Origin of the sequence: Terribacillus sp. FSL K6-0262, assembly GCF_037977385.1 — a bacterium.
Classification (GTDB): Bacteria; Bacillota; Bacilli; order Bacillales; family Amphibacillaceae; genus Terribacillus.
Map to the genome: position 1 here is coordinate 496235 of NZ_CP150277.1, position 25359 is coordinate 521593.

The 25359-nt window shown below is 39.4% G+C and carries 26 protein-coding genes and 1 tRNA gene; 13 read left to right on the top strand and 14 right to left on the bottom strand.

The features are described from left to right. Nucleotides 1–248: 248 nt before the first annotated feature. The 4 genes from cydB to MHI54_RS02525 form a co-directional block, all read right to left on the bottom strand. Nucleotides 249–1265 carry a cytochrome d ubiquinol oxidase subunit II gene (gene cydB / locus MHI54_RS02510; RefSeq protein ID WP_340082236.1) on the bottom strand — a complete coding sequence of 339 codons (1017 nt, stop codon included), beginning with the start codon at nt 1263–1265 and terminating at the stop codon, nt 249–251. After that, nucleotides 1252–2652 (bottom strand): cytochrome ubiquinol oxidase subunit I, encoded by a 1401-nt coding sequence (locus tag MHI54_RS02515; RefSeq protein ID WP_340082237.1) that lies wholly within the window; start codon nt 2650–2652, stop codon nt 1252–1254. The genes cydB and MHI54_RS02515 overlap by 14 nt, the downstream gene beginning before the upstream one ends. Nucleotides 2653–3088: 436 nt before the next feature. Further along, complete coding sequence (locus MHI54_RS02520) at nt 3089–3496, bottom strand: YfmQ family protein (RefSeq protein WP_340082238.1); 408 nt, start codon at nt 3494–3496, stop codon at nt 3089–3091. Nucleotides 3497–3672: 176 nt separating this feature from the next. Then, a complete protein-coding gene (locus tag MHI54_RS02525) occupies nt 3673–4110 on the bottom strand; it encodes a MarR family transcriptional regulator (RefSeq protein WP_340082239.1) in 438 nt (145 codons plus the stop codon). A gap of 172 nt (nt 4111–4282) precedes the next feature. Between MHI54_RS02525 and MHI54_RS02530 the strand changes: the two genes are divergently transcribed. Together MHI54_RS02530 and MHI54_RS02535 are read left to right on the top strand one after the other, a co-directional pair. Continuing rightward, on the top strand, nt 4283–4669 hold the full coding sequence (locus tag MHI54_RS02530) for a CidA/LrgA family protein (RefSeq protein ID WP_340082240.1): 387 nt from the start codon (nt 4283–4285) through the stop codon (nt 4667–4669). Beyond that, nucleotides 4657–5349, top strand: a complete 693-nt coding sequence (locus MHI54_RS02535; protein WP_340082241.1) for an LrgB family protein — start codon at nt 4657–4659, stop codon at nt 5347–5349. The genes MHI54_RS02530 and MHI54_RS02535 overlap by 13 nt, the downstream gene beginning before the upstream one ends. Nucleotides 5350–5610: 261 nt before the next feature. Here the strand turns inward: MHI54_RS02535 and MHI54_RS02540 are convergent, their stop codons facing one another. From MHI54_RS02540 to MHI54_RS02570, 7 genes are all read right to left on the bottom strand, one after another. Further along, nucleotides 5611–6624: a cytochrome d ubiquinol oxidase subunit II gene (locus MHI54_RS02540; RefSeq protein WP_340082242.1), complete on the bottom strand. Its 1014-nt coding sequence runs from the start codon at nt 6622–6624 to the stop codon at nt 5611–5613. Continuing rightward, on the bottom strand, nt 6621–7976 hold the full coding sequence (locus MHI54_RS02545; RefSeq protein ID WP_340082243.1) for a cytochrome ubiquinol oxidase subunit I: 1356 nt from the start codon (nt 7974–7976) through the stop codon (nt 6621–6623). The genes MHI54_RS02540 and MHI54_RS02545 overlap by 4 nt, the downstream gene beginning before the upstream one ends. 673 nt (nt 7977–8649) lie before the next feature. Next, entirely contained in the window at nt 8650–10266 is a 1617-nt protein-coding gene (locus tag MHI54_RS02550) for a recombinase family protein (protein WP_340082244.1), read from the bottom strand. Then, on the bottom strand, nt 10247–11647 hold the full coding sequence (locus MHI54_RS02555; protein ID WP_340082245.1) for a recombinase family protein: 1401 nt from the start codon (nt 11645–11647) through the stop codon (nt 10247–10249). Before MHI54_RS02555 ends, MHI54_RS02550 begins: the two co-directional genes overlap by 20 nt. Continuing rightward, nucleotides 11637–11825 carry a hypothetical protein gene (locus tag MHI54_RS02560; RefSeq protein WP_340082246.1) on the bottom strand — a complete coding sequence of 63 codons (189 nt, stop codon included), beginning with the start codon at nt 11823–11825 and terminating at the stop codon, nt 11637–11639. Before MHI54_RS02560 ends, MHI54_RS02555 begins: the two co-directional genes overlap by 11 nt. 168 nt (nt 11826–11993) lie before the next feature. Next, nucleotides 11994–12128, bottom strand: coding sequence for a hypothetical protein (locus tag MHI54_RS02565; protein WP_340082247.1), 135 nt, complete (start codon nt 12126–12128; stop codon nt 11994–11996). An 85-nt stretch (nt 12129–12213) separates the two neighbouring features. Next, on the bottom strand, nt 12214–12840 hold the full coding sequence (locus MHI54_RS02570; protein WP_340082248.1) for a hypothetical protein: 627 nt from the start codon (nt 12838–12840) through the stop codon (nt 12214–12216). Nucleotides 12841–13229: 389 nt separating this feature from the next. Between MHI54_RS02570 and MHI54_RS02575 the strand changes: the two genes are divergently transcribed. The 4 genes from MHI54_RS02575 to MHI54_RS02590 all read left to right on the top strand — a co-directional run bounded on the left by MHI54_RS02575 (nt 13230) and on the right by MHI54_RS02590 (nt 17275). Then, nucleotides 13230–13415: a helix-turn-helix domain-containing protein gene (locus MHI54_RS02575; RefSeq protein WP_340082249.1), complete on the top strand. Its 186-nt coding sequence runs from the start codon at nt 13230–13232 to the stop codon at nt 13413–13415. A 55-nt stretch (nt 13416–13470) separates the two neighbouring features. Continuing rightward, nucleotides 13471–14613 carry a site-specific integrase gene (locus MHI54_RS02580; RefSeq protein ID WP_340082250.1) on the top strand — a complete coding sequence of 381 codons (1143 nt, stop codon included), beginning with the start codon at nt 13471–13473 and terminating at the stop codon, nt 14611–14613. Between the two features lie 98 nt (nt 14614–14711). Beyond that, nucleotides 14712–16148, top strand: a complete 1437-nt coding sequence (locus tag MHI54_RS02585; protein WP_340082251.1) for an ATP-binding protein — start codon at nt 14712–14714, stop codon at nt 16146–16148. 23 nt (nt 16149–16171) lie between these two features. Further along, nucleotides 16172–17275, top strand: a complete 1104-nt coding sequence (locus MHI54_RS02590; RefSeq protein WP_340082252.1) for an RES family NAD+ phosphorylase — start codon at nt 16172–16174, stop codon at nt 17273–17275. 244 nt (nt 17276–17519) lie between these two features. Here MHI54_RS02590 and MHI54_RS02595 read toward each other — a convergent pair. Next, nucleotides 17520–17592, bottom strand: a tRNA-Val gene (locus MHI54_RS02595). A 183-nt stretch (nt 17593–17775) separates the two neighbouring features. Between MHI54_RS02595 and MHI54_RS02600 the strand changes: the two genes are divergently transcribed. The 3 genes from MHI54_RS02600 (at nt 17776) to MHI54_RS02610 (ending at nt 20431) form a co-directional block, all read left to right on the top strand. Continuing rightward, the gene (locus MHI54_RS02600) at nt 17776–18630 is read left to right on the top strand and encodes a TetR/AcrR family transcriptional regulator (RefSeq protein WP_095216381.1); all 855 of its coding nucleotides are present in this window, start codon (nt 17776–17778) and stop codon (nt 18628–18630) included. A 12-nt stretch (nt 18631–18642) separates the two neighbouring features. Next, nucleotides 18643–20076, top strand: coding sequence for an MDR family MFS transporter (locus MHI54_RS02605; RefSeq protein ID WP_340082253.1), 1434 nt, complete (start codon nt 18643–18645; stop codon nt 20074–20076). A 112-nt stretch (nt 20077–20188) separates the two neighbouring features. Then, on the top strand, nt 20189–20431 hold the full coding sequence (locus tag MHI54_RS02610) for a hypothetical protein (RefSeq protein WP_340082254.1): 243 nt from the start codon (nt 20189–20191) through the stop codon (nt 20429–20431). A 396-nt stretch (nt 20432–20827) separates the two neighbouring features. Here MHI54_RS02610 and MHI54_RS02615 read toward each other — a convergent pair whose 3' ends face one another. Both MHI54_RS02615 and MHI54_RS02620 read right to left on the bottom strand, forming a co-directional pair. Then, nucleotides 20828–21049, bottom strand: a complete 222-nt coding sequence (locus MHI54_RS02615; RefSeq protein WP_340082255.1) for a hypothetical protein — start codon at nt 21047–21049, stop codon at nt 20828–20830. Between the two features lie 4 nt (nt 21050–21053). After that, on the bottom strand, nt 21054–21629 hold the full coding sequence (locus MHI54_RS02620; protein ID WP_340082913.1) for an HD domain-containing protein: 576 nt from the start codon (nt 21627–21629) through the stop codon (nt 21054–21056). Nucleotides 21630–21849: 220 nt separating this feature from the next. On the opposite strand from MHI54_RS02620, the gene MHI54_RS02625 reads away from it, so the two are divergent. The 4 genes from MHI54_RS02625 to MHI54_RS02640 are packed head-to-tail and all read left to right on the top strand — an operon-like array spanning nt 21850 to nt 25313. Next, entirely contained in the window at nt 21850–22785 is a 936-nt protein-coding gene (locus MHI54_RS02625) for a zinc ABC transporter substrate-binding protein (RefSeq protein WP_340082256.1), read from the top strand. 11 nt (nt 22786–22796) lie between these two features. Then, nucleotides 22797–23543: a metal ABC transporter ATP-binding protein gene (locus tag MHI54_RS02630; protein WP_340082257.1), complete on the top strand. Its 747-nt coding sequence runs from the start codon at nt 22797–22799 to the stop codon at nt 23541–23543. A gap of 4 nt (nt 23544–23547) precedes the next feature. Then, entirely contained in the window at nt 23548–24456 is a 909-nt protein-coding gene (locus MHI54_RS02635; RefSeq protein ID WP_340082258.1) for a metal ABC transporter permease, read from the top strand. After that, nucleotides 24453–25313, top strand: coding sequence for a metal ABC transporter permease (locus tag MHI54_RS02640; RefSeq protein WP_095216388.1), 861 nt, complete (start codon nt 24453–24455; stop codon nt 25311–25313). Before MHI54_RS02635 ends, MHI54_RS02640 begins: the two co-directional genes overlap by 4 nt. The last annotated feature ends 46 nt before the right edge of the window (nt 25314–25359 follow it).

Sequence of the window (25359 nt, forward strand, 5' to 3'; positions counted from 1 at the left end):
ACTTCACAAAATTTCGAAACCGTATTAGTAATTATATTAATAATAATAGACCTAATTAACGTCCATTCTATCTCAGTTTGTGTCGGATTAGTTAATAAATTACATATAACAATAAAATTATTATATTTAATGAGTTTTCTATCGTGGAATAGATACTAGCGGTCCCTGAAAACTGTTTTACCTTAACCAGAATAGTTTCAGCTTATAGCGGAGAACCACCAGTACATAATTTCCATTTTTTATTTTACTTAATATTCCATGTGTTTCCGATGATCAACCCGTTTACGAAAAACGTAATAGCTCCAGATTTGAGAGCCTATCACGAATGGTAAAAGCCCCAAAGCAATATAACTCATGACCTTAAGAGAATAGTCTGCTGAAGAAGCTGTCTTCACAGTCAAACTATAAGCTTCATTTAACGAACTAATCATCACCCGCGGGAACAATCCGATAAATACGGAAGCAATCAGCAGGATCATGATCAAACCTGACATTAGGAATGCCCAGCCATCACGTTTACGTGTGATGAAGTAGGCTGATGCGATATAAACTATAACACCCACCACAAATAAATATTTTAAAATATTGCTATGGACACTGAACATATCTGTTTTAAAAGATGTCATCCCAAGAAATGCAATCAGCAAGATTGCGTTAATTGGCAGCAATATCTTTGCAATACGGCGGCAACGCTCTCGCAAATTATCCACCAACCTTAGTGTACCGAAGATAAGTCCATGCCATAAACAAAGCATTGTAAGTGTTACGCCACCCAGAACTGTATAGAGATTAATAATATCAGTTACATTTGCATGAACTGTCATATTCTCATCAATCGGCAATCCTTGTATTAAGGCAGTGAACATAATACCAAATGTAAGCGGAGGAATGATGCTACCAAATAAAATTACCCAATCCCATATTTTACGCCAAGTTGGATGCGCCACTTTTCCTCGAAATTCAAAAGCAACCCCACGCCCAATCAAACCAAATAGGATGAAGGCAAAACAGAGATAGAATCCGCTTAGCATGGACGCATACCAGTTAGGGAAAGCAGCAAACATCGCACCAATCGCTGTGATGAGCCATACTTCGTTGGCATCCCAGTATGGTCCGATTGAATTGATAAACGCTCGTTTTTCTAAGTCATCTTTGGCAACAAACTTACTTGCAATCCCGACACCGAAGTCGAAACCTTCCAAGAAGAAAAAGCCAACGAAAAGAACAGCAACGAGAATGAACCAAAATTCATTAAGAGAAAGCATGTTGACCCTCCTTCGTGTATGGATCTGCTATCGGATCTGTCTTCTCGATATCATGATTTGGACCTTTTTTAATTTCACGGACAAATAGTGTAATCATGACCGCAAATAGAATGACATACAAAACACAGAAGGTAATGAGGGAAAATAAAACTTCTCCAGCACTAACACCCGCGCTAACCGCATCTTCTGTTTTCATATATCCAAACACAACCCATGGCTGACGCCCAATTTCAGTCATAATCCATCCAGCAGAGCTTCCGATGAATGGAAAGCTGATTGCAATAACCATCAATCTTAAATACCATTTGCTAGTAGTAAGTTTTTTTCTGGCATACAAGTACGCACCCCAGATTGTAAGAACAGCAATTGCACCGCCAAGTGCACACATGACACGGAAACTCCAGAATGCAGTTTTAACTGGCGGGATGTAATTACCTGGCCCGTAAAGATCTTCATAACGTTGCTGCAGGGTATTCATGCCTTCAACTGAACCTTTAAACTCTCCATAGGACAAGAAACTTAGAGCATATGGTATTTTAAGCTCACCTGTATTCTCCTTGGCTTCGGTATTAATATTAGCAATCACAGTCCATGGAGCCGGATCAGCACTGTCTTCCCAAAGCCCTTCACTAGCAGCCATTTTCATTGGCTGCGTTTCAACTAAGTACAGCGCCTGCTCGTGACCGGACAATGCTATACCAATACCACTGATTAAACCAACTACGATTGCAACTTTAAACGATTCTTTATAAAACTCCACGTGCCTCTTACCTAACAACGCAATGGCACTAATACCAGTAATAAACAATGCTCCTGTTGCAAAGGAGCCAAAAACTGTATGCGGGAACTCAACCCATAGCTGACCATTTGATACAATTGCAAAGAAATCACTCATCTCAAGTCTGCCATGTTGCAGTACTGCACCTACTGGATGCTGCATGAATGAGTTTGCAGCTAGGATGAAGAATGCAGAGAAGATTGTACCTAGGGAAACCATCCAGATACACCACACGTGCACCCATTTCGGCAGACGATCCCAGCCGAAAATCCACAAACCAAGGAAAGTAGATTCCATGAAGAATGCTAACAATGCCTCTATAGCTAGCGGTGCTCCGAAGACATCCCCTACGAAACGGGAATATTCGGACCAGTTCATTCCGAACTGGAATTCTTGTAGGATACCGGTTACGACACCCACTGCAAAGTTAATAAGGAATAAGTGTCCCCAGAACTTCGCCATTTTTTTGTATTTGTCTTGTTTCCTGACAACATACAATGTTTCCATGATTGCAATAATTAATGCCAATCCTATACTTAGTGGAACGAATAGGAAATGGAACAATGTTGTTGAAGCAAATTGGATTCGTGAAAGTTCTACTACATCCATTTTGCCGCCTTCTTTCTCTACTAGATTTTTCTGGAAACCATGTGATATACATCACAATGTCCTGTTATAGTATACTCCCGCTTATCTGTATCGGAATGTGAAATGTTGAACAAATTGTGGCGTAATAGTCACAGCTTTGTTAACAAACAAAAATAATTATTAAGAGAGGAATTTTTAAAGATATTACTTCTTCAAATAGATAATCTTAGAAATTTAATAAATAAGGAAGAACTAACTAAAAATTTTATTAATCATACATCGTTATCAATTAGTATTTTATTGTAAGATAAAATACCATATACAGGAAACGCAACTATATTAATGTTTACAATGGCTGTTAATTATAATGATATTCGTAAAAAAACTAAAAGCCTATTGCCAAATAACTCTTTGGCAATAGGCTTTTATATCATGATACACATGTTATATTTTTTTACTAACTTGCTATCTCTAGTAATTGAGCAGACCGTATACTGTAGGCAATTTCTTTCTTACCTTGTTTCTTGTACACATTAATATAATCTGAAGATACGTACAGGCTGTATTCGGTAAACCTTTTTCCTTCAGTTACGGAAATAACCAAGGGCTCTCCATTTTTCTCAGGTGCAAAATAATACTTCTCAAGGTAATTAGCATCATTAAAATATTGTATAATTTCATCTTTTCTTCCGCCAATAAATTGTACATCACCATATTTCACTTTACAGTTCTCCGGTGTTATTTGAGGATGTATCTTATATTTATTTAAAATTTTCTCTACGACTGAACTAGGTAGGGAAGCTGGAATAATCTTTATTAAACTAAACACAATTAATATTGCTATAAAAACCCATGTCACTTTCATCTACTCCTATTTTTAATATTATTTAAAGTTCTATTCTAAGATAATAACCAACTTAGAATAGAACTTTATCTTCTCACTGCTATTATGTTAGTTATGATAAAAGGTTATGTCAACTACTTCTAAATGTAGTATATGGCTGTATTATGAACATTTTTAAAAACTAGACGCTATTCTAGTCATTCAGCAAGAATTTCGTTCATCCTGATTAAAAGGTCCCCGAATATATCAATTTCCTCATCTGACCAACTCTTTAACATTTCTTGATATCGACTACTCCGCTTCTTTTTGTCTTCCGTTAATTTTGTTATTCCTAAATCTGTGATATGAAATAAGCTACCTCTCTTGTCATTCGGATCCTGTAATCGACTAATTAAGCCCTTAGCTTCCGCGGAAGTAGCTTGACGCGATAAGGTTGAAGTATCCAACTTGAAGAATTCCGCCAAATCCTTCAAACGTGCCGGGCCACGTGCCTCAAGTTCTCTGAGCAGAAGATATATGGCTCGGTCCAAGTCTCCTATCTTACTGCCCGAGCTATCTTTATATACAGCTCTTCTGACTAATGTGGTCATTTCATACTCAATACGCTCAATTTTGTTACTTTCTTTGAATGGCATTTCTGGTTCTCCTCCTCTTGACAAGATTGACAGATTAACTTTTCGTTGTATAATACAAGTATATAGTTGTACTATACAACAAAATATTCAAATAATAAAGCGTTTTCCTATTTAGTTTTGAGAGGGGGAAGGCTGTTTTTCTTTGTAAATAAGAGGACGGCTTCATTTATTTATGATAGCAATACGTATTATTTTGCAAATTACTATATTATCTGTTTTTTCTATTCTAGGAACTGTACTACACAGTTTGCTTCATATCCCACTTCCCGGAAGTATCATTGGGTTGATTCTATTGCTATTTTGTTTGTCCTACAAAATAGTTCCAGTCAGCATCATCAGTGATGGAGCGGGATTCTTGTTAGCAATCTTTCCATTATTATTTATACCTGCAATGGTTGGTGTAATGGACTATCCATCCTTTTTCTCCATCCATGGAGCTATCCTTACAATAGTGGTAGTGTTGAGCAACATCATAACTATCATTTCAGCTGGAATAGTAAGCCAGTTCATGGAAAACAAAATCAATAAAGGGAAGAAGAGAGAATCATGCACCAAATAGTCTTCGCAATCAGTATAGTTTTTGTTACAGTCGTTATTTATTACATGTGTGTTAAATTATATAAGCGGTATCCCTACCCATTCTTCATCCCGGTCATTACAACTTCTGTAGCTTTAATCATTCTGCTAGTTTCTTGTAATATGTCCTATGATGATTATATGATTGGGGGGAAATGGATCAATGCCTTGCTTGGTCCAGGTGTGGTAGCACTAGCTTATCCTCTCTATAATAATCGGAAGGTTCTTGTGCAAAATATAGCTCCTATCTTAACCGGAGTTTGTATCGGGTCTCTACTCGGAATGACTAGTGGTATTTTATTTGTCGAAATGCTTGGCGGTAATCATGATCTAGTTCTTTCGGTAATACCTAAATCAATTACGACCCCTGTCGCACTGCAGCTAACGGATACATTAGGAGGCATACCATCTATGACGGCAATCTTCGTGATGATTGCAGGTATATCTGGAGTTGTCCTTGGTCCGTTGATCCTCAAATTGGTACGCATCTCTAGCTATGTAGGAAAAGGAATTGCACTGGGCAGTGCTTCACATGCCTTAGGTACTGCAAGAACAATGGAATATGGTGAACCAGCCGTTTCAATGAGCTCTGTATCGATGACATTAAGTGCGTTGCTAGGCACTGTCTTTGGTCCAATAATTGCATGGGTATTTCAACTTTGACAGGACTCCTTTACCGAGTTTATCTTTAATTATTAAACCGGATGGTGTGAATACTTGCACCATTCGGTATTTATTCAATAAATTTAATGAGATATAGCTACATTTCTTCAAACCTATAACTACTGCAAATATGTGTTTATTCACGTAAAAAAACCGGCCAAAATAGCCGGTTTTTATTTTCTTCCTTTATAGACTTATATTTGGTTACCTCTACTGTCTATTCAAAAACTACAATAATTTATTCCAAACGCTCAAGGCTTATCATTTCTTACCTTTAACATACTCCGCATCGAACAGGAACATCCGCATCACAAGGATCAAGGAAGGAATTAGCATGAGCAAGCCTCCAGCAAAAGCAATCAACAAAGCTGCTGCTGATGCTGGTAATGTGGCATCTACCGTAATCTCAATCTCATTGTAAAGCAAATATGGCATATGACCAATTCCATACCCTAAGAGAGCGAAAAAAAACTGCAGCATGACACAGATAAAAGATAGGCCATATTTCCTTTCTTTATATACAAAATATATTCCAATGAGAAAGAACAATACAGACAGCCCGAACATCCACCAAAGATCCAGCATATTATTATAATGCTCCGGATTTTGTCTGCTGATAAAGATGAATGCTGTCAGACTTGCAATAATCTGCGGCGCTGCCCAGAAAAGCGCATAAGACCGGAGCAATCTACGCGCCTGATCATCCCCTGCTTTATTAGCATAATACGTCAAAAAGTTAGCACTAATGTAGAGTACAGATACAACTGCTAAAAATACAACTGCCCATGAAAATGGATTTGTCAGCAACTCCTTGTAACGCAAGTAGACGCTGCCGTTTTCATGACGTAAAAATCCTCCCTCAGATATCGTCAAACCAGTCGAGATTGCAGCTGGAATAAATAGGCCGCTAGCTCCATATAGGAATGTATATAGTTTACTTTTTCTTGATCCATAATTCTCAAAGGCGTAAAAAGAACCGCGTATACCAATCAATAATAAAATTATTGTTCCAGGTATCAGCATGGCTGTCCCATAGTAATATCCGGCATCTGGAAAGAAGAAGGCTAGACCATAGAAGAAGAAAATGAAAAATACATTCGTTATCTCCCACACGGGAGATAGGTATCTGGCAATCAGGCGATTAAGAATATGATCTTTTTTTGTCTGCATTGCATAATAGGCGAAGAAACCGGCTCCAAAGTCAATTGACGCAATAATTAAGTAAGCAAACAGGAAGAACCATAGTGCTGATAACCCTATTATTTCGTAGTTCATTTTTGATCACCTCCAAACAGCGTATCAGGAAAGCGCATCTCCCACTCTTTTTGAATCGGATTCTTTTTGTATAGGCGATTTAACACTAGTGCATAAAAAGTACCTAATAACACATACAAAATCAAAAATGCTGCGAATGCATAATGAACATATGGTGAAGTGACTGCTCCTTCGGCTACACGCATATACCCTCGCATTATCCATGGCTGTCGTCCAACTTCCGCATAAATCCAGCCAAATTCAAGAGCTAGAACTGCGAGAGGCGCATTAAGTACAATTGCCCTCAATAGCCACTTATTATATTGGTCTCGTTTTTTCCAAAACATAAAAATAATAAAAAGCATACTGATCATAATACCGAAAGCCCCAAAACTAACCATTAAATCAAACATATAGTGTATCCATAAAGGCGGTATCAGATCTGCATCCACTTTATCCAAACCTATAACCTCACTATTGAAATCGCCAAAAGCCAAGAAGCTAAGCAATTTGGGCAGATGAATAGCCCCTTTTATTTCATTATTCTCTGTCAGCTTGCCAAAGAGGATTAAGTCTGCTCCTTTTTCACTCTCAAAATGCCACTCAGCAGCGGCAAGCTTTTCAGGCTGATAATTCGCTAAAAATTTAGCAGAAGTATCACCAGCTATTGCTGTGAAGATGGAAAAAATCAGCGTTATAATCATAGTCAGCTTAAGTGCTTTCTTATAATACTTATTGTTTCCGTATTTCAAGATAAAGAATGCCGTAATCGCGGCAAGAATAGCTCCTGACATCATGTATGCGGATGTGAGCACATGGAATACTTTTGAAGGAGTTGCCGGATTCAACATTGCCATTAGTGGCTGCACCGACATAATCGTTCGTCCTTCAAGCGTAAAACCTTGCGGTGTATTCATAAAAGCATTTACACTCGTAATGAACACCGCGCTCATCCCCCCGCCAATTACAACCGGAAGAGATAGATACCAATGTGTATACCTTCCCTTGAATCTATCCCATGTATAGATATAGGCTCCTAAAAAGATCGCCTCAAAGAAGAAAGCAAAGGTTTCCAGAAATAACGGAAGTCCAATAACATGACCGGCAATTTGCATGAAGGTAGGCCATAACAGAAATAACTGAAGGCCGATTGCTGTTCCAGTTACTACACCGACAGCAACTGTTATAACGTATCCTCTTGTCCATCTTCTTGCTAATAATACATAATTACGATCACGCTTCCGGATTCCTACGTATTCTGCTGCACAGATCAATAAAGGAACACCGGCACCGATTGTGGCAAAAATAATATGAAAGCAAAGCGTCAAAGAGGTAAGCATCCGCGCTAAAATAACACTGTCATAAGCGTACAAGTTTATTCCTTCCTCCTGGGTTAATTTTCGTTTCTCTTGTTATGCCCTTAAAAACGAAATTTACCCAAGAGAATGAGCGTAAGTAGCAGATTGAACTGCAAACATCCTATATCTATATTTAAAGTTAATGATGAGCTCTTTTTAATATATTTAGAACACTGTTAAATTTCACTTACCTTTATTTAACACTATATCTACCGCCATATTCCTTGATACCTATACATTTCCATGTTGTAAACATATTTAATCATCACCACATCATTAAAAACATACCTTAATTATTCACGCAACTTACAAGATAGTAATAATACCCTCACTTTTAAAGAAAACAAAGGACTGGTTATACGAGGACAAGCTAACTTACTTTTTGAATTGTGTATTTAATACTTTCGGTAATATAAGCAATACTTGAATTGTAATTCGGCAATACACGTGTCTTAGTATCCCTCGATGCTTATAAAACCGAGTGACTGCTCCCAAAAACCCTTGATATCAATGGTTTTCTCAATTTCTTTCACTTTTCATTATTTAATCTTGAAAGTTTTTTCGGTAATGTAAGTAGTATTCATTTTTTATCCTCGGTAATACAAGCAGCTAAAATTTGTGGCGGATAAAATTCAATCATTCTTTTGGACAATTTAAAAGGTCGTTCTTTTAAAGAACGACCTTAATTTTATGGTGATACAATTCCTTTGGTCTCTTCACTTAAAGAATTCATATAATCCTCAATCTCAACGAATGGCGTTAATCTGTAATCAACCTGAATACCTGTTCTTTCAACATTGTAAGAAACCCAATTTAAAACTAACCTCAAGAATGCTCTCTTTTCTCTTGAAGAGTATTCATTGATATCCCTGGAAAACCGCATTACCTTTTCTTCAAAGAAACATTCAGCAGGTAGTTTTTGTAACTTAAGGGATACCATTTCAGCTTCCTTTTTCTCCAACTCTATCTTATCAATTGCAGAAGAAATGATACGAGTATACCTTCCTTCCATTACACTTAACTTGTATCTTAGTTTCTGCAAATCCTCATTAATTTTCTCTATTCTATTTTTAAGATTCTTCGCCCATTGAGTTATGGTTTGATTATAAACATCCTTGTAATTATATAAAGATCCATTCCATCTTGAAGACAGATTGGCAATAACCTTAGACTCAAGATCTTCTTTATCAACATTATATTTACAGTTGACACAACTATAATAGTTGTACTGCTTTTTTGATCCCGATGGCGTCGCATTCTTGGTTGCGAGGGTCCTACCGCATTTCATACACTTAACTATCCCCTTTAAGATAAAGGGACTATTAAAACGGCCTCTTAAAGACTTATCTTTCCTGAACGATTGTGTAATCTCCCATACTTCCTCACTAATCAATGCGGGATGGTGATTCTGGAAAAGGCTAATCTGTTCTAACTGCTTCCTTTTACTATTATGGTACCCAGTACGTGCATTCCAAGTCATATCACCAATATACCAGCGATTATTGAGGATATAGCGTACACTGGAATCCTCCCATTTTTCGTTATTGTTTGGGGAGAGAACAGGAGATTTGCTTAGAAGAAGAGCAATATCCTTATCGCTATATCCGTTACTATATAAATGAAAGATTAGTACCACTACTTTAGCTTCATCATTTGGTACTAGTTCCTCTCTTGTCCCGCTGCTGTAACTATAACCAAAGGGTGCCTTTGACCCTGGTCGCTTTGGTTTCTCTCTTTCTAATATAGATTTGATATATGATTTCGCTGTATTCGATTTTTTCTCTGATTCACTATGAGCTCTTACAACTTTATATTGTGTTATAGGATCGTTAGGATCCCATTCCGTTTCATCTAAGCTTGAAAAGAATTTAAACCCGTTACGGAATGATTTTATCGTTACATATATATCATTAATATCAGTAATAGAGCGGGATATTCTTGACTCATCATAAAAAAATAAAGCTTGAGCTGTCTCATTTGCCTCTATAAACTTTATCATTTCAGTAGCACTCTTACGGTTATAAACCATTGTATGATACGCTGAAGTAGCTTTATCAATAAATAACACTAAAGAGAGATAGCCTTCTTTTTTCGCCTTACTCACTATATATCTTAGTTGGATTTCTAAAGAATGCTTATCAGATTGTTTTTGATCAGACCACCGTATATAAGCAATCCCCAAAGGATATAAATTTGTCTTGTCCTCTGAAGTTACTATATTAAGATCTGGCAAATCTATAGCTATATCTGTGTGAAGGTTAATTCCATTATAGAGATAGTTATAATTAAAGAATAATTGCTGCATTGTCAATCTCCTCCTGTACATAGTCTCCAAAATTACACAACATCCTTATGAAATCTTCACTTACTTCTATAGATGAAATGAAAAACTGAATTAGAATTTTCGTATTAGTAACTTGTAATCTTTTCTTCAGATGATCCCTTACAATTTCAGCTAAATCAGATAACTCCATCTTTGCTTCTTTTAATCGAATGAGTTGCTGATCGATTTCATCAATCTGGTTCATTAAATCTTTTTCAGAGAGTAATAGATTATCACTTATTTCATCTCTCATAATATTCCTGACTATCTTGTTGTGGAGTTTATCTACTTCTATTCTTTTGTTATTTTTTAACGTGTTCAATTGCTTTTGTAATTCTACTATTACTGCATTACATTCTTTGTACACTTCTTTTAGATTTAAATTTGATACATAAGAGCGCAGCTTTACCTCTACTTCTTCTAATAGTGCTTGACGTGTTATTGTAATTTCTTTATGTTTTCTCCTGCAGTAGAATACTGCAGGATTGGACAATGTTCTTCTTCTACTCATACTTCTTTTGCAAATCGCGCATTCTGGAATAATTATATTTTCTTTTGAATATTCCTCGAGTGCGTTATAAATTATGTCTCTGTTTTTCTCTAGTTTAAACTGTACCTTATTAAAATCAGCCACTGACACTAATTCTTCTACGTGATCCAATCTTTGTAACTTACCGTTAATATCCGCACAACCAGCGAAAAAAGGGTTTCTTAAATATTTCATAATTCTCAAGTAATCTTTACTTCTTAACTCGGCGGCGAAATTTTCTATTACTTTGAGTACCTCTAATCCATCGCTCGACTTTATAAAAGACTCGTAAAGTCTTCTTAGAAAATCACTGTCTTTATTGGCAATAAATTTAACCTTATCTTTGGTGGTTATTACTCTCTCAAAACCATAAACTTGTGTCGGGCGAATTTTTCTTGCGTCACGTGAACGATTTGCAATATTGCGGCCATCCATTTGAGTAAAGATGCCGTGCATGCCTTCGGAGTCTACATCAACAGTATAAGGACTTTGTTCAACTGCAGTAAAAACTACTTCGACTTTGTGCTTGTTTAGAAGCTTTATAATATTCATATATTCATAAAAATTTCTTGCCAATCTGTCTCTCGAATAGACTACTACTATTGAAATATTACCTGCTTCAACCTGTGCAAGTAATTTCTTTAGTTCAGGTCTTTTCTTAATTTCTACCTTATTCGCAGAAACAGCAAAATCATTAAAGAATTCAATATTCGTTAGATTGTTAGAAGCTACATAGTTCTTAGCTAATTTTAGTTGCATCGCCACACTTTGACCTCTGCTACTAACTCTAGTGTAAATAGCTACTTTTCCCTTTCGAAATGCATTATGTATCATTTTGATTTTCTCCTTTAGAAATTTGATAAAAATCTGGTGACATTAACTCCGCCTGGAGATCTAAGTCGATATCCAATTCTTTAATAATTGTTCGATATATAATCATTCTGATGAAATGAAATGATTCTTTTGTTAGTTCTTCGTTTGTTGTTACTTTTAGTATCTTTATTTCAGACATAAATCTTCTCCTCTCTAATACTTTTAAGACAAGTATTGGCATAGAGGGGGATTTATAAACTATTAATCTATATTAAGCTCCAATTGTATTTCTATAGTTTCTGCTTTATTTATCGGCACTACTATTTCGTATGTATTTTCTTTTTTCAGTAAGTTTTCCTCAATAAGATTAATTAAGCTTTTCATTTTTATCCCCCAGAATATCAACCATAAAATCTTGAATGACCTTTTTATTGACGCCAGCCTCTTCTGATACCTTTAAGATTGCTTCAATCCATTCTTTGCTCACATTTAGATCACTCAATTGATATCTCCCCTTAATAAAACTAGATAATAAGTTATATTGCGATATTTTTTGATTTTCAAGGGGTAAATAAAAAAATATCGCCTTAGGCGATATAATCTTCGTAAAAACTGCATAGCGCCAGTACTTCAGCGCCTGCTAATTTTTTTTTGTATTTTTTAAACTCTAAGTCTCGGTCAGTACTGAATCGGGGTGAATTATTACATATCCTCTTTAATTTATAAGCAGCTCGACGGTTGTGCTCCTCTATATCACAGCTTATAAAACGAAATTGTCCGCACTTTTTTTGGTGGTATTCAACAAAATATCGAATTAAGTTAGGCTTACTAACAAATCCCCAGTTTAAGAATTGTTTTTGAGTAGGATTCTGGTTAGCAAAAGTAACGTCGACTTTCTTTAGTTTTCCACACTTTGTTCTAAGTAAGCGGCGGCCACTAGAATCAACCACTTCAAGAAAAAAATCTGTATAAGATATTTTATTTCCTAAAATTTGTTGACCTGGTCCTTCTGTATACACCTGTGAGAAAGAGACATTCTCTTTAAGATTAATCAAATAGTTACTCCAGTCTATAAAATAGAATGTCTTCCTAGCAGGGAATGAATTACTGTCTAGTGTTTCTCTAACAGACACCCAAACAATTAAATCTGTACTTACAAAATAACCCTGAGAATTTATTATAAACTCTCGCTTTCTTTCTTTACTCCATTCCATTCTTACATTCCCCCTGTTCTTAGAACAGTTATTTTCCAAGAACAAAAGATTTATACCTAACTTTCACCCTCCATATTATTTTCCAAGCTTTTTGAAAAAGTTTTTTCCACTTCTTATTTTGGTGGTTCTATCATTATAAGCAGAACTTTGCTAAAAAGTTTTTTCCACTTCTTATTTCGATGGTTCTATCATTATAAGCAGAGCTTTGCTAAAAAAGTTTTTTCCACTTCTTATTTCGATAGTTCTATCATTAGAAGCAGAGCTTTAATAAAAAAGTTTTTTCCACTTCTTATTTTGATGGTTCTATCATTATAAGCAGAAGAATAATTCGATTTTTATTAGAAGAAAATTTTTACAATCAACTAATTAGTACAAAAAGGAGTATATAAATGAACAAGAATTACGAAGATTACCCTATGATACTCTCCGCTGAAGATGTCGCGGACATACTAAAAGTCTCAAAATCAACAGCCTATGCTCTTATGAACGCTCCCGGTTTTCCTCTAATCAAGCTCAATGGTACAAATAGAGTAAAAAGGGTCTTAAAAGATAAATTCATTGAATATATCAGTTGAATATTGTCAAACCTGCAATTATTACTCTATTAATCTATTAAGGTGGTCAATATTTATGAAAGGTCATATTTATAAACGCGGCAAGACATATACGTACGTTATTGACGTTGGGAGAGATCCTGAAACCGGACAAAGAAAGCAAAAATCCAAGGGTGGCTTTCAGAAAAAGAAAGAGGCAGAACAAGCTTTACGAAAGGCTTTAGATGTATTAGAAAAAGAAGACTTTCACTCACCATCAAAAGAGAACTTTTCAATTTTTATGCAAAAGTGGCTCAATACACATTACAGATTTCGGGTTAGTGAAACAACTATAAGCATAAGCACTTATACGATTAACAAACACCTTCTTAACAATAATCCATTTCTAAACAAACAAATTTCTAAAATAACCACTAGGGATATAGACAATTTTTACGGATATAAACTCAATGAAGGTCTTTCAACAAGTACAGTTCGTAAGCTGCATAACTTACTGAATAAGGCCCTAGGACAAGCACAAAAATGGAATATGATTATTTCAAATCCTGTAGCAAGTGCTGATCCTCCTTCTATAAAAAAGGCAGAATTCCTGATATGGAATTCTGCTGACATCAATAAGTTCTTAACAACCATAAGAAATGAGCGGCTATATATTTTATTCTTTTTGGCAATTCATACCGGAATGCGTAAAGGTGAACTCTTAGCCCTTAGATGGGCTGATATTGATTTAGAAAGAAGAGTTATAAATGTAAGACGCTCACTGTCCAATATTCCTGGTAAGGGATACTTACACAAAGAATTAAAGACTAAAAAATCCAAAAGAAATATAACCATCAGTGAAGACGTTGCAGAAACTCTTCTTCAACATAAAAAAGAACAAGAGAAAATTATTGAGCTATTTGGAAATGCTTATGTAGAAAATGACCTTATAATATGCACTAATGAAGGTAAAGAGCAAGATTTGCGTAATGTAACAAGGGTGATGAAAAGATTAATCCAAGAAGCCGGAGTGTCCAAAATTAGATTTCACGATTTGAGACATACCCACGCCTCTATTCTTCTATCTGAAGGTATAGACGTTGTAGAGGTTTCTAGTCGATTAGGCCACACAAATCCGAGAACGACATTGGAGACTTATGCGCACTTAGTCCCAAATAAGAATAACAATGCTGCTGACCGTTTTAGTAAGGCATTGAGCAAAGATCTATTTATGGAATGAAGGAAAAAAATTCACAAAACACCTTCTCTTTTATTATTAAAAGCTATATCCTAATACCAAAGATAGGAAAAAAGACATAATTAGAGAGAAGGAACACTGTGAAGAAGTTCGATTTGAATATCGAAAAGGTTTTAGAACATTGGTCTATAGCCCACGCCTTAAGAGAGATTATTGCAAATGCACTTGATGAATCTATATTAAGTAACACTAAGCAGCCGCTCATACAAAAGGACAACAATGGCTTGTGGCATATTAAAGATTATGGCCGCGGTCTAAGATATGAGCATCTCACTCAAAACGAGAATACAGAAAAAACAGAGAATCCAAATAAGGTTATTGGAAAGTTCGGCGTAGGTTTGAAAGATGCACTAGCTACTTTTGATCGGCGGCAGATTGGGGTCTTAATTCACTCCAAGTACAGCGATATTACTATTGAAAAGGCTCCAAAAGATGACTTTGAAGATGTTGTAACATTGCACGCTATTGTAAAAGAACCGACTAATCCTGAAATGGTTGGTACAGAATTTATCTTCTCGGGTCTGCAAGATAGCGATATAAATGATGCAAAGGACTTCTTTCTACTTTACTCTGGTGACAAACTTATTGAAGAAACTAAATATGGTTCTATATATGTTAGTCGTAAAAAGAGCGCCAGAATATATGTAAATGGAATATGTGTAGCAGAAGAGGAGAACTTCTTGTTCAGCTACAATATTACATCTCCTACAAAGAAACTCCTACAATCTCTAAACAGAGAAAGAAGTAATGTTGGCAGAAGCGCTTATACTGACAGAGTTAAATCAATATTGCTTGAGTGTACAAGCAACGAATCTGCTGAACTACTAGTTGATGACTTACAGAATATGCAAACGGGTGTAACGCGCGATGAATTGCAATGGATAGACGTGCAGCTTCACGCCTGTAAAATACTTAGTAGTAAGGAAAAGGTATTGTTCTTGACCGCGTATGACTTGATGGATGGCGGCAAATATATAGATTACGCTAAAGAAGAAGATATTCGGATAGTAACGGTTCCGGACAATCTTGCGCTAAGGCTCCAATCCAGTAAAGACTTAAATGGCAAGGAATTCCGTAATTTAGATGTTTTCGCCGCTGAATGGAATCAGAATTTTGAGTTTAAGCTAGTCGATTATAAAAAGCTTAGTAATAAGGAAAAAGAAGTGTTCGATCATAAAGACACTATTTTAAACTGGTTCCCACATCAAAGAAAAGCAGTAAAAACGATTGTTATTTCTGAGACAATGCGGCCGGATAATTACAGCGGAGACGATGCACTGGGTTTATGGGAACCTGCTAATAAACGAATAATCATTAAACGTAGTCAACTTTCGAATATCCAAGCATTTACTGGAACATTTTTGCACGAGCTTGTTCACGCATTTACTGGAACAGATGATGTGACACTTGAATTTGAGCAGGAACTAACCAGAATGCTAGGTATAATAAGTCAGATGACCCTTAATACAAACAAGAAAAAAGAGTCATTCATCAGACGTTATTTTAGAAAACAATAAAAAATTAAAGGGGTTCACAATGTATGAATTGCTGTATCAATTGTATTAATAACAAACAGATTTCATATGAAATAATTAAATTAAATCTAATTGGAGATTGCTCTTTTTGTGAAGGTAAAGATTTAAATATATGTGATATAAAATCAAGTATTTTCGCTTATCCTAAACGTTTAATATTACGGTTAAATAAAAGTGATAGTGGATTTAGAATACAAAGGTTCCTAACAAAGCAAATTAACCTATTCAATCCAGAGTTACCTCAAGAAGTTATAGATAATTTAATCATACATATGACAGGTGGTTTAAGGAACCTTGAAGACCTCCAAGGGAATTTTGCAGTTCCATACCATCTTTCATCCCTTGTTGGTGAATGGAAAAATTTCAAAGATGCCGTCAAATATTCCAATAGATTTGGTTTTGGTATTTCTGAGAGGCTATCGGAAGCTCTAAGATATATACTTATAGAAAATAAATATACACTAACTAAAAATGAGCACTATTTCAGAGCAAGATTGGGATACGATAAAATAAAAGTAGAACAACGACACGGATACCCAGGTGAGCAAGTAGTAACAATAAAAGATATGGAGGTAGCCTTTTCAGGAGATAAAATTATGGCTCCTCCTTCACATCTTGTTAATGAGGGCAGACTTAATCCTCGGGGGATTTCATACTTGTATGTTGCAGAAAATGATATAACTGCTATTGCTGAAGTTCGTCCGCACAAACACAAAAAAGTATCAGTCGCAAATGTTAAAACTAATGATACTCTTGAAGTTTCTTGTTTCGACAATAGAACATTCTTTGAAAAACCTACTCTAAGTGAACAATTAGATTTTTATCTTCTCACCAATTTCCTAAATAGTGAATTTTCAAAGCCAATTGATGAAGACACAAGATATTTAGATTATCTTCCTACTCAATATGTATCTGAACTGGCAAAGAATCTTAAAATAGAAGGTATAAGGTATAGCAGTTCATTAGAAGATGGTTTTAACATCTGTATTTTCAACACAGAAAAAGTGGAATTTGTAGAGTCCGATATAGCCAAGATTTCTTCTGTAAAGCTTGAAATAGAAAGATCGAACACTTATGAGTACAAAGTTATCAATGGTGGTCAACTTTAATTAAATACGTTCCTTTATTATTAAGATGGAATTATTAAGATGGAATATCCGTTCCATCTTTTATTTTGCCCACAAGGACTTTCAAATTAAACATCAAACAATAAATTCATACTCTCCTTTATCAGTGGAATGTTAGCAAAATGTTAGCATTTGCCCCTCTAACACCTTTGTACTACTCTTTACCTAAAACGCAAAAAAGGCTGGAACCCTTGCCTACCAAGGGTTCCAGCCTTTTTTCAATTAGTGATTCCGACTGGACTTGAACCAGCGACCCCTACCCTGTCAAGGTAGTGCTCTCCCAGCTGAGCTACGGAATCGATATGTAATGTAACGTCTTGTATTATTCTATTAGATATATACAAGATTGTCAACACTATTAGGAAAAGTTATTTCGGGTAACATAAAACAACTGTGTTGACTTTCCGTTTTAAGGGGCGTATAGTAGCAAAAGTAACCAACCGGTTTTTATAAAACTTATGGGTTTTGAGTGAGGGAATGTAATGGATAAAAAAACGGAGATTTTAATGGCCGCGAAGCGGAAGTTTGCGGAGTTTGGGTTCCAGCAGGTGTCGATGCAGTCGATAGCGGAGGCTTGTAAGATATCGAAGGCCTCCATTTACAAACTGTTCGGTTCCAAGGAGGAACTGCTGAATGAGCTGATTGAAAACAATCATGCGCAGCTGCGGAATAAGGCTGCTTTGATCGAGGCAGATAAGAGCTTGACGCCGGATATTCGTTTTGAGCGGAAGATTGTGATGGAGATCGAGTCTTTCAAGGAGAACAAGCATTTGATCCAAATGCTGATGTTCTCTCCCCCTTTCAAGGAATCATCAGATCTTCAGCAGCATATGAACAATGTCCGGGGCATTCTTATCAAATGGCATCAGGACATGCTGTTGAATCTTTATGGAAACAAGATAGAACCGTACAAATGGGATATGACACTCAATCTGCTTGGACTGCTGAATCCTTATTTAAGAATGATGGCGGATGGCGCAATCCTGAAAAAGCCGGCGGAGGTTGCGCATGAAATCAAGCTGGTGATGGACGCTATTATTGCTGATAAACTGAGCCGCGCTCCCCTATTGAATGAGCGGCATATCCAGCTTCATTTTCATGCGGATTTGCCCGAGGCTCCTGGAAAAGAGGAACTGCTGCACACATTCTTGCAGCAAATACATGAGCTTACAGTAAACGATCTGAAAGATGGTTCGCTGACAGAGGCTGTGGTTCATCTGAAGCAGGAATTGGCTAAGGAGGAGCCTGCTCCCTATTTGATTGATGCACTGCTGACTTACTTAGATCAACATAGCAGATTAAAAGAAAGTATCCGAGCCATTCGGTTACTGCTGTAAGGAGGAATATAAATGGCTGAACAGACTGCTCAGGTCAACCGGATGGCGACGGTGACGATTTTCATCATCGGTGCTTTCGTGACGATTTTGAACCAGACATTGTTGGTTACGGCTTTGCCCCATATTATGAGTGACTTTGATATTACAGCAGATCAGGGACAATGGCTGACAACTGCATTCATGCTGACAAACGGGATCCTGATTCCGATTACAGCATTCTTGATTGAGAAATATTCGACGCGGAAATTGTTCTTGTTTGCGATGACCACCTTCAGCATCGGAACGCTGGTTGCAGCAGTGGCACCAGCGTTCAGTCTTTTGCTGGTGGCTCGAATCATCCAGGCAATCGGAGCCGGTATCATGATGCCGCTCATGCAGACTGTCTTCCTGACGATCTTCCCGCCGGAAAAGCGCGGGACGGCAATGGGGATGTTCGGGCTCGTCATCGCATTTGCTCCGGCAATCGGTCCTACGCTCAGCGGCTGGATCGTCGATAGCTTCTCTTGGCATTACCTGTTCTATATCGTCCTGCCAATTGCTGTCATCGATTTGGTTTTGGCCATTTTCGTATTGAAAAATGTAACGACATTGAAGGAATCCAAGATCGATGTGCTCTCTGTCGTATACTCATCCATCGGGTTCGGCGGTATTCTGTATGGATTCAGCTCCGCTGGTACGAGCGGCTGGGTCAATTGGGAGGTCATGGGCACACTCGGCATAGGGGCGCTGTCCTTGATCCTGTTCATCATCAGACAGCTGCAGATGGAAAAACCATTGCTGGAGTTCCGCGTGTTCAAGAACTTCACCTTCACGATTACGACGATCATGGGTATGCTCGTATTCGGGCTGATGATCGGGACAGAAACGATCCTGCCGTTATATACGCAAAACCTGCGTGATGTCAGTGCATTCCATTCCGGATTGATGCTGCTTCCAGGGGCGATCATGATGGGTATCCTCTCTCCGTTCGTGGGGGCGATCTTTGATAAGATCGGCGCGAAGCTGCTGGCAATTATCGGTTTCTTCCTGATGACAGTGACGACTATTCCATTTGCTTTCCTCGAACTGGATACGTCGCTTTCCTTCATCGTGATCATCTATACGCTTCGCATGGCTGGTACAGCGCTTGTCATGATGCCGCTCACGACAGCCGGGATCAATGCTTTGCCAAACCATTTGATTCCGCATGCGACGGCGATGAACAATACATTCCGACAGGTTGGCGGCTCGATCGGTACGGCTATTCTGATCACCATCATGACGAATACGATAAAATACGGCGACTTCACAAATCCTGCCGATGCCCAAATTACTGGCATGGATGCTGCCTTCCTTGCAGCAGTCCTTCTGTCGGCAATTGGTTTGATCATGGCGTTTTTCTTAAGAAGGAAAAATGATGACGGCAGCAATAGGGTCACAGCCAATAAGCCGGGTATGGAAAACTAAAAAATAGTATAGGTTCATGGACAGAGCATGCTATCCGCGTGTTCTGTTTTTTTGCCAATCAAACCAGATGTTTTTTGTCATAATAGTAATATCCTGTAAAAAAGGGAGGTCGATGCCCATCATCAAGAAAAGGAAATCAATCATTATTCTCGGGATGATGATTGTCTTTGCAGGGATGGTTTATGTCGCCCTGCCTTACTTCCATGTCAAGCATGATAGGACTTTGGAAGTCAGCTTGAATGAAAAAGTGAAGGACGAACACACAAATACCGTATTTTTAGGAGATCTTATTACATATGACTGGAAAAGAGCTCATCTCTTCCATCCTTACACGGAGGAAGCAGATATGAAGTAAACATTGGGCAAAAAGTTTCACGACCCAGTGGGGATATCGCTGCGGGATGATATGGAGCTCTTAGTAATTGTAAAAGAAGACAATTCGTTTGAATATGCCGGAATTCAACTCGGTCACGGTATGATTCGACCTACTGAAACCTGCTTAACTCCTGAAAAGGATGAAATGGAGATCATCCATCCTTGATATTCTCCGAGATCGACCGGCAGCTGCCGGTCGATTTGTTTTGGATTGCATTAGCTTTCCCCTTTGTTATACGATTCCAATCGTTCTTGCCGTGTCCCGGTATGCAGTTCGAAAAGGTTGTGTAAAAGTAGATGGACTTCCCCTTCCCTTCAAAAGCCCGAGTCCGTGTCGGTCTTATTTCCAGACCCGCCTTTCCCATTCTATCTGCATCTACTTTAATGCAGCATGATGATATGTCCGATTGACAATTCCCCTTGGCTGCATAACAGCAATCCATTGTCCGCCTTCCCGGAATAATTTCCCAGTATATAGGGGGTGGCTTTTGATACCGCTGCCGTAAACTTCTTCTGCATCCAAAACCTTTTGGAAAAGGTCTGCAGTCCGATTGAGATCCCTGACAATGAAAGTAATGTAGCTTATGCCCTTGATCACGTTGTTACCCTGCAGTTTCAGGAGTCTCCCTTAGCTTATCTTCTGCCTCTGCCACGATCACTTGCCGCAGTTCCTCCAGCACCGGATGAAAATCGGTATGCGATTTTAACAAATAAATCATCTCCTTCTCTATATCGAGCCATGTTTCCAGCGATGCTTCATTATGCTGCAGCTGAGCCTCCAGCTTATCCAGGGCATTGGCCACTTTGGCTTCGAATGTTCCTTTCGCTTCGAATTCCTGCCAAAGCAGCTGCAGCTCCTTCCCCGGTTCTTCTGCAAGCATCGCCCTGATATCATCCATTGCCTTTTCCTCCGCCAAACGCTTCTGTTCTTTCCTTTTTGCATCATAAAGCGTATCAAAAGCGGGTATGTCCTTTGCTTCTGCTTCCACAAGGTCATGAATCATGATCATCTTCAGTAATTTTGCCATGTCTAACTTTTCTTCTATGTAAGGTTCCAACAGTACAGCCATCAAGCCGACGCGCCACGTATGTTCCGCGACACTCTCCTGCCTGCCGTTTGAAAGCCAGCTATGCCTCATTTCAAATTTAAGCTTCTCGGCAAGCTTCAATACTTGCATGATTCCTTTTATCTGTTCCACTGGCATCATCCCCTTTCCATCATCTTACCATAATTCCCATGTGAAATAAGTCGTATTTTGCCTTAAGTAAACTTATTTTCTGTCATGATTATTTTTTTCTTTCATGCACTTGACTTTCCCATTTGCATACTTTAATTTTGCCTTAAGGAAAAACACATGCATGTGGCTAATAATCCAATTCGTCAAAGGAGTGTCTTATGTGAAAAAGCTATTCTCTTTCGTACCTTTGTTACTGGCTGTCTTTTTACTTGCTGGCTGTGGTGCTTCCGATTCTGCTTCTGGTTCCGGTCCTGAGAAAGGGAAATTACACGTGACCACGACTATCGCTCAAATCGCTGATGCTGCCGAACAAATCGGCGGCGAGCATGTGGAAGTCGTTAGTCTGATGGGGCCGGGAATCGATCCCCATTTATACAAAGCGACACAGAGCGATATCCAAAAACTCCAGGACGCCGATGTGATCCTTTACAATGGCCTGCACCTGGAAGGGCAAATGCTCGAGGTATTCGAATATATGCCAAAAGAGATACCTGCAATAGCAATCGGGGAAGCTGTTGATGACGCAACGCTATTATCGGATGCCGAGGATGCCAGCCTTCCAGATCCGCATATTTGGTTCGATATCGATATCTGGAAAACTGCCATCAGTAATATCACGGATATATTCATAAAAGAAGATCCGGATAACAGGGAGGATTACCAGGCGAATGAAGCTGCCTATTTCGACAAGCTGGATGAGCTGAAAAGCTATGCTGAAGCAAAAATGGCATCCATTCCAGCGGAGCGGCGGGTGCTCGTCACAGCTCATGACGCCTTTCATTATTTCGGCGAGGCTTATGATATGGAAGTGATGGGGCTACAAGGATTATCCACCGACTCCGAATTCGGTTTAGCTGATATCCAACAATTGATCGATACACTGACAGAGCGAAAAATCGGGGCAGTATTCGTGGAGTCGAGTGTGTCCGAGAAATCGATCAACGCCGTGATCGATGGGACCAAAGAAGCTGGTCATGACGTAAAAATCGGCGGCGAACTCTATTCTGATGCCATGGGTGAAAAAGGGACAGAGGAAGGCACCTACATCGGCATGTACCGCCATAATGTCGACACCATTGCAGAAGCTTTGAGATAGGAGGAGGACAGATGGAAGCTTTGAAAATAAAGGATTTAAACGTTGCTTATGACCGAAAGACTGTTTTGGAACAAGTCGGCATGTCCATCCCCAAGGAAACCCTGACGGCCATTGTCGGTCCGAATGGTGCTGGTAAATCGACTTTGATCAAAGCTGTCCTCGGGATGATCAAGCGGTCTTCAGGGGAGATTTCGATACTAGGAAAGCCTTACCATCCAAAAAATCGCAATGTAGGCTATGTACCGCAGCGAGGATCGGTGGACTGGGACTTCCCCACGAATGCCCTGGATGTCACCTTGATGGGCCGTTACGGTCATATCGGCTGGTTCAAGCGGCCTTCCAAACATGATATCGGTCTGGCAAGGGAAGCGCTGCAAAAACTAGGAATGGAGGAATATGCCGATAGACAGATCCGGCAGCTTTCCGGCGGGCAGCAGCAGCGTGTATTCCTGGCTCGGGCACTTGTTCAGGATGCCGATGTTTACTTCATGGATGAACCATTCGTCGGAGTGGACGCCAAGACTGAAAAAGCGATAATCGGTTTGCTGCAGGAATTGAAGCAAAAAGGTAAGACTGTCATTGTCGTCCATCATGATCTTCAAACCGTTCCTGAATACTTCGATCACACACTTCTGTTAAATAGGACCGTAATCGCGGATGGCCCGACCGAAGAAGTATTCACCAAAGAGTTGCTGCAAAAAACATATGGCGGCGCACTGGCATTCTTCCCTGCGCCGGACGAACGGATCGGAGGGTGATCACATGCTGCAGGAAATGTGGCATGCACTGCTGCACCAGCCGAATACACAATGGGTGGTCCTGAGCACGATGCTGCTTGGGATAGCCAGCGGCGTCCTGGGAAGCTTTGCCCTGCTAAAGAAGCAAAGCTTGATTGGAGATGCTGTGGCGCATGCTGCGCTGCCCGGGATCTGTACCGCCTACCTTTTCATAGGCGAAAAGCAGCTGCTGGTCCTTTTGATAGGCGCTGCAGCTGCTGGCCTTTTGGCAACCTATTTGATTCAGCTGATCACGATGACGACACGGATAAAGAAAGATACTGCCATTTGTATGGTGCTGAGCGTTTTCTTCGGTATGGGCATCGTACTGCTTACCCGGATCACACGTCAGGCGCAAGGAAATAAGAGCGGTCTGGATAACTTCGTTTTCGGTCAGGCAGCAGCCATGACAAGAACTGATGTCTATACGATGGGTGGTGCGGCCGGCATTTTGATCCTCATTGCATTCCTTCTATTCAAAGAATGGAAGCTTCTGATTTTCGATCCCGGCTTTGCCAAGAATAGCGGCTTGTCCGTCGGTTTGCTCGAAACGCTCTTCTCCACCCTGCTGGTCATGACAGTCGTGATCGGCATCCAGGCAGTCGGTGTCATCCTCATGGCTGCTTTGCTCATCATTCCCTCGATCAGTGCCCGGTATTGGACGGATCGACTTGGCTCGATGGTGATCATCGCTGGCGGAATCGGAGCCTGCTCCGGCATTGCCGGCGTCCTTATCAGTACAGTCAGCACCGGCCTGGCAACAGGTCCCCTTATCGTTGTCACGGCGGCCCTTTGTTTTATAGTATCTTTCACTTTCGGCCGTAAGCACGGCCTTGTCCAAAAACTGACGGCGCACCGGGTTCGGACGGAACACCTAAAGGAGGAAGGGATATGACCTACGAAGGCTGGATTTTGCTTACTGCCTGCCTTGTCGGCATCAGCTGCGGCATGGTCGGCTGTTTCCTGATTGTCCGGCGCATGGCAATGCTTGCCGATGCCATCAGTCACAGCGTACTGCTTGGAATCGTGCTCGCCTTCCTGATCGCCAACAGTCTTAACGGGATTTACATGCTGATCGGTGCAACGATCATCGGTTTTGTTACGACCTTCGCCATCCAATCACTTCATCATGCCGGTGTCCAGGAAGATGCCAGTATCGGCATCGTGTTTACCACCTTCTTTTCCATCGGAGTCATCCTGATTTCATTATTTGCAAAGGATGTCCATTTGGATGTCGAGCATGCGCTGATGGGTGAGATTGCCTTCATTCCATGGGATACCCAAATCCTATTCGGCTTCGAGATACCAAAGGCAACAGCGATGCTTTTGGGTATAAGTGTGTTTGCTTTGCTCATCATCCTGCTTTTCTATAAGGAATGGAAGCTCACTTCCTTCGATGCAGCACTCGCTCTGACACTCGGCTTGCCGGTTACTTTGATCCATTACCTGCTGATGGGGCTTGTTTCCATCACGGCCGTTGGTTCGTTTGACGCTGTCGGTGCCATCCTTGTCGTCAGTATGCTCGTCGTACCTGGCGCTTGTGCGTATTTACTCACGGATCGATTATCAGCCATGCTCCTGTACAGCTGCATTTTCGGCATCCTTAGTGCCGTGATCGGTTATTATGGCGCACTATGGCTCGATGCTTCGATTTCCGGATCCATGAGTACAGCCGGCGGGATCCTGTTTTTGCTGACATGGATGTTTTCACCGCGGTATGGTTTATTGCGTCGATTCTTCATCACAGCCTGATAAGCAAATGGCTTACGCCATTTGCTTTTTTCATTCCTCCCCTTCC

Excerpts from the sequence above, each read along its gene's own strand:
- cydB (WP_340082236.1), bottom strand. The coding sequence starts at position 1,265 with ATGCTTTCTCTTAATGAATTTTGGTTCATTCTCGTTGCTGTTCTTTTC.
- MHI54_RS02515 (WP_340082237.1), bottom strand. The coding sequence starts at position 2,652 with ATGGATGTAGTAGAACTTTCACGAATCCAATTTGCTTCAACAACATTG.
- MHI54_RS02520 (WP_340082238.1), bottom strand. The coding sequence starts at position 3,496 with ATGAAAGTGACATGGGTTTTTATAGCAATATTAATTGTGTTTAGTTTA.
- MHI54_RS02525 (WP_340082239.1), bottom strand. The coding sequence starts at position 4,110 with ATGCCATTCAAAGAAAGTAACAAAATTGAGCGTATTGAGTATGAAATG.
- MHI54_RS02530 (WP_340082240.1), top strand. The coding sequence starts at position 4,283 with ATGATAGCAATACGTATTATTTTGCAAATTACTATATTATCTGTTTTT.
- MHI54_RS02535 (WP_340082241.1), top strand. The coding sequence starts at position 4,657 with ATGCACCAAATAGTCTTCGCAATCAGTATAGTTTTTGTTACAGTCGTT.
- MHI54_RS02540 (WP_340082242.1), bottom strand. The coding sequence starts at position 6,624 with ATGAACTACGAAATAATAGGGTTATCAGCACTATGGTTCTTCCTGTTT.
- MHI54_RS02550 (WP_340082244.1), bottom strand. The coding sequence starts at position 10,266 with ATGCAGCAATTATTCTTTAATTATAACTATCTCTATAATGGAATTAAC.
- MHI54_RS02555 (WP_340082245.1), bottom strand. The coding sequence starts at position 11,647 with ATGATACATAATGCATTTCGAAAGGGAAAAGTAGCTATTTACACTAGA.
- MHI54_RS02560 (WP_340082246.1), bottom strand. The coding sequence starts at position 11,825 with ATGTCTGAAATAAAGATACTAAAAGTAACAACAAACGAAGAACTAACA.
- MHI54_RS02570 (WP_340082248.1), bottom strand. The coding sequence starts at position 12,840 with ATGGAATGGAGTAAAGAAAGAAAGCGAGAGTTTATAATAAATTCTCAG.
- MHI54_RS02575 (WP_340082249.1), top strand. The coding sequence starts at position 13,230 with ATGAACAAGAATTACGAAGATTACCCTATGATACTCTCCGCTGAAGAT.
- MHI54_RS02580 (WP_340082250.1), top strand. The coding sequence starts at position 13,471 with ATGAAAGGTCATATTTATAAACGCGGCAAGACATATACGTACGTTATT.
- MHI54_RS02590 (WP_340082252.1), top strand. The coding sequence starts at position 16,172 with ATGAATTGCTGTATCAATTGTATTAATAACAAACAGATTTCATATGAA.
- MHI54_RS02600 (WP_095216381.1), top strand. The coding sequence starts at position 17,776 with ATGGATAAAAAAACGGAGATTTTAATGGCCGCGAAGCGGAAGTTTGCG.
- MHI54_RS02605 (WP_340082253.1), top strand. The coding sequence starts at position 18,643 with ATGGCTGAACAGACTGCTCAGGTCAACCGGATGGCGACGGTGACGATT.
- MHI54_RS02610 (WP_340082254.1), top strand. The coding sequence starts at position 20,189 with ATGCCCATCATCAAGAAAAGGAAATCAATCATTATTCTCGGGATGATG.
- MHI54_RS02620 (WP_340082913.1), bottom strand. The coding sequence starts at position 21,629 with ATGCAAGTATTGAAGCTTGCCGAGAAGCTTAAATTTGAAATGAGGCAT.
- MHI54_RS02630 (WP_340082257.1), top strand. The coding sequence starts at position 22,797 with ATGGAAGCTTTGAAAATAAAGGATTTAAACGTTGCTTATGACCGAAAG.
- MHI54_RS02635 (WP_340082258.1), top strand. The coding sequence starts at position 23,548 with ATGCTGCAGGAAATGTGGCATGCACTGCTGCACCAGCCGAATACACAA.
- MHI54_RS02640 (WP_095216388.1), top strand. The coding sequence starts at position 24,453 with ATGACCTACGAAGGCTGGATTTTGCTTACTGCCTGCCTTGTCGGCATC.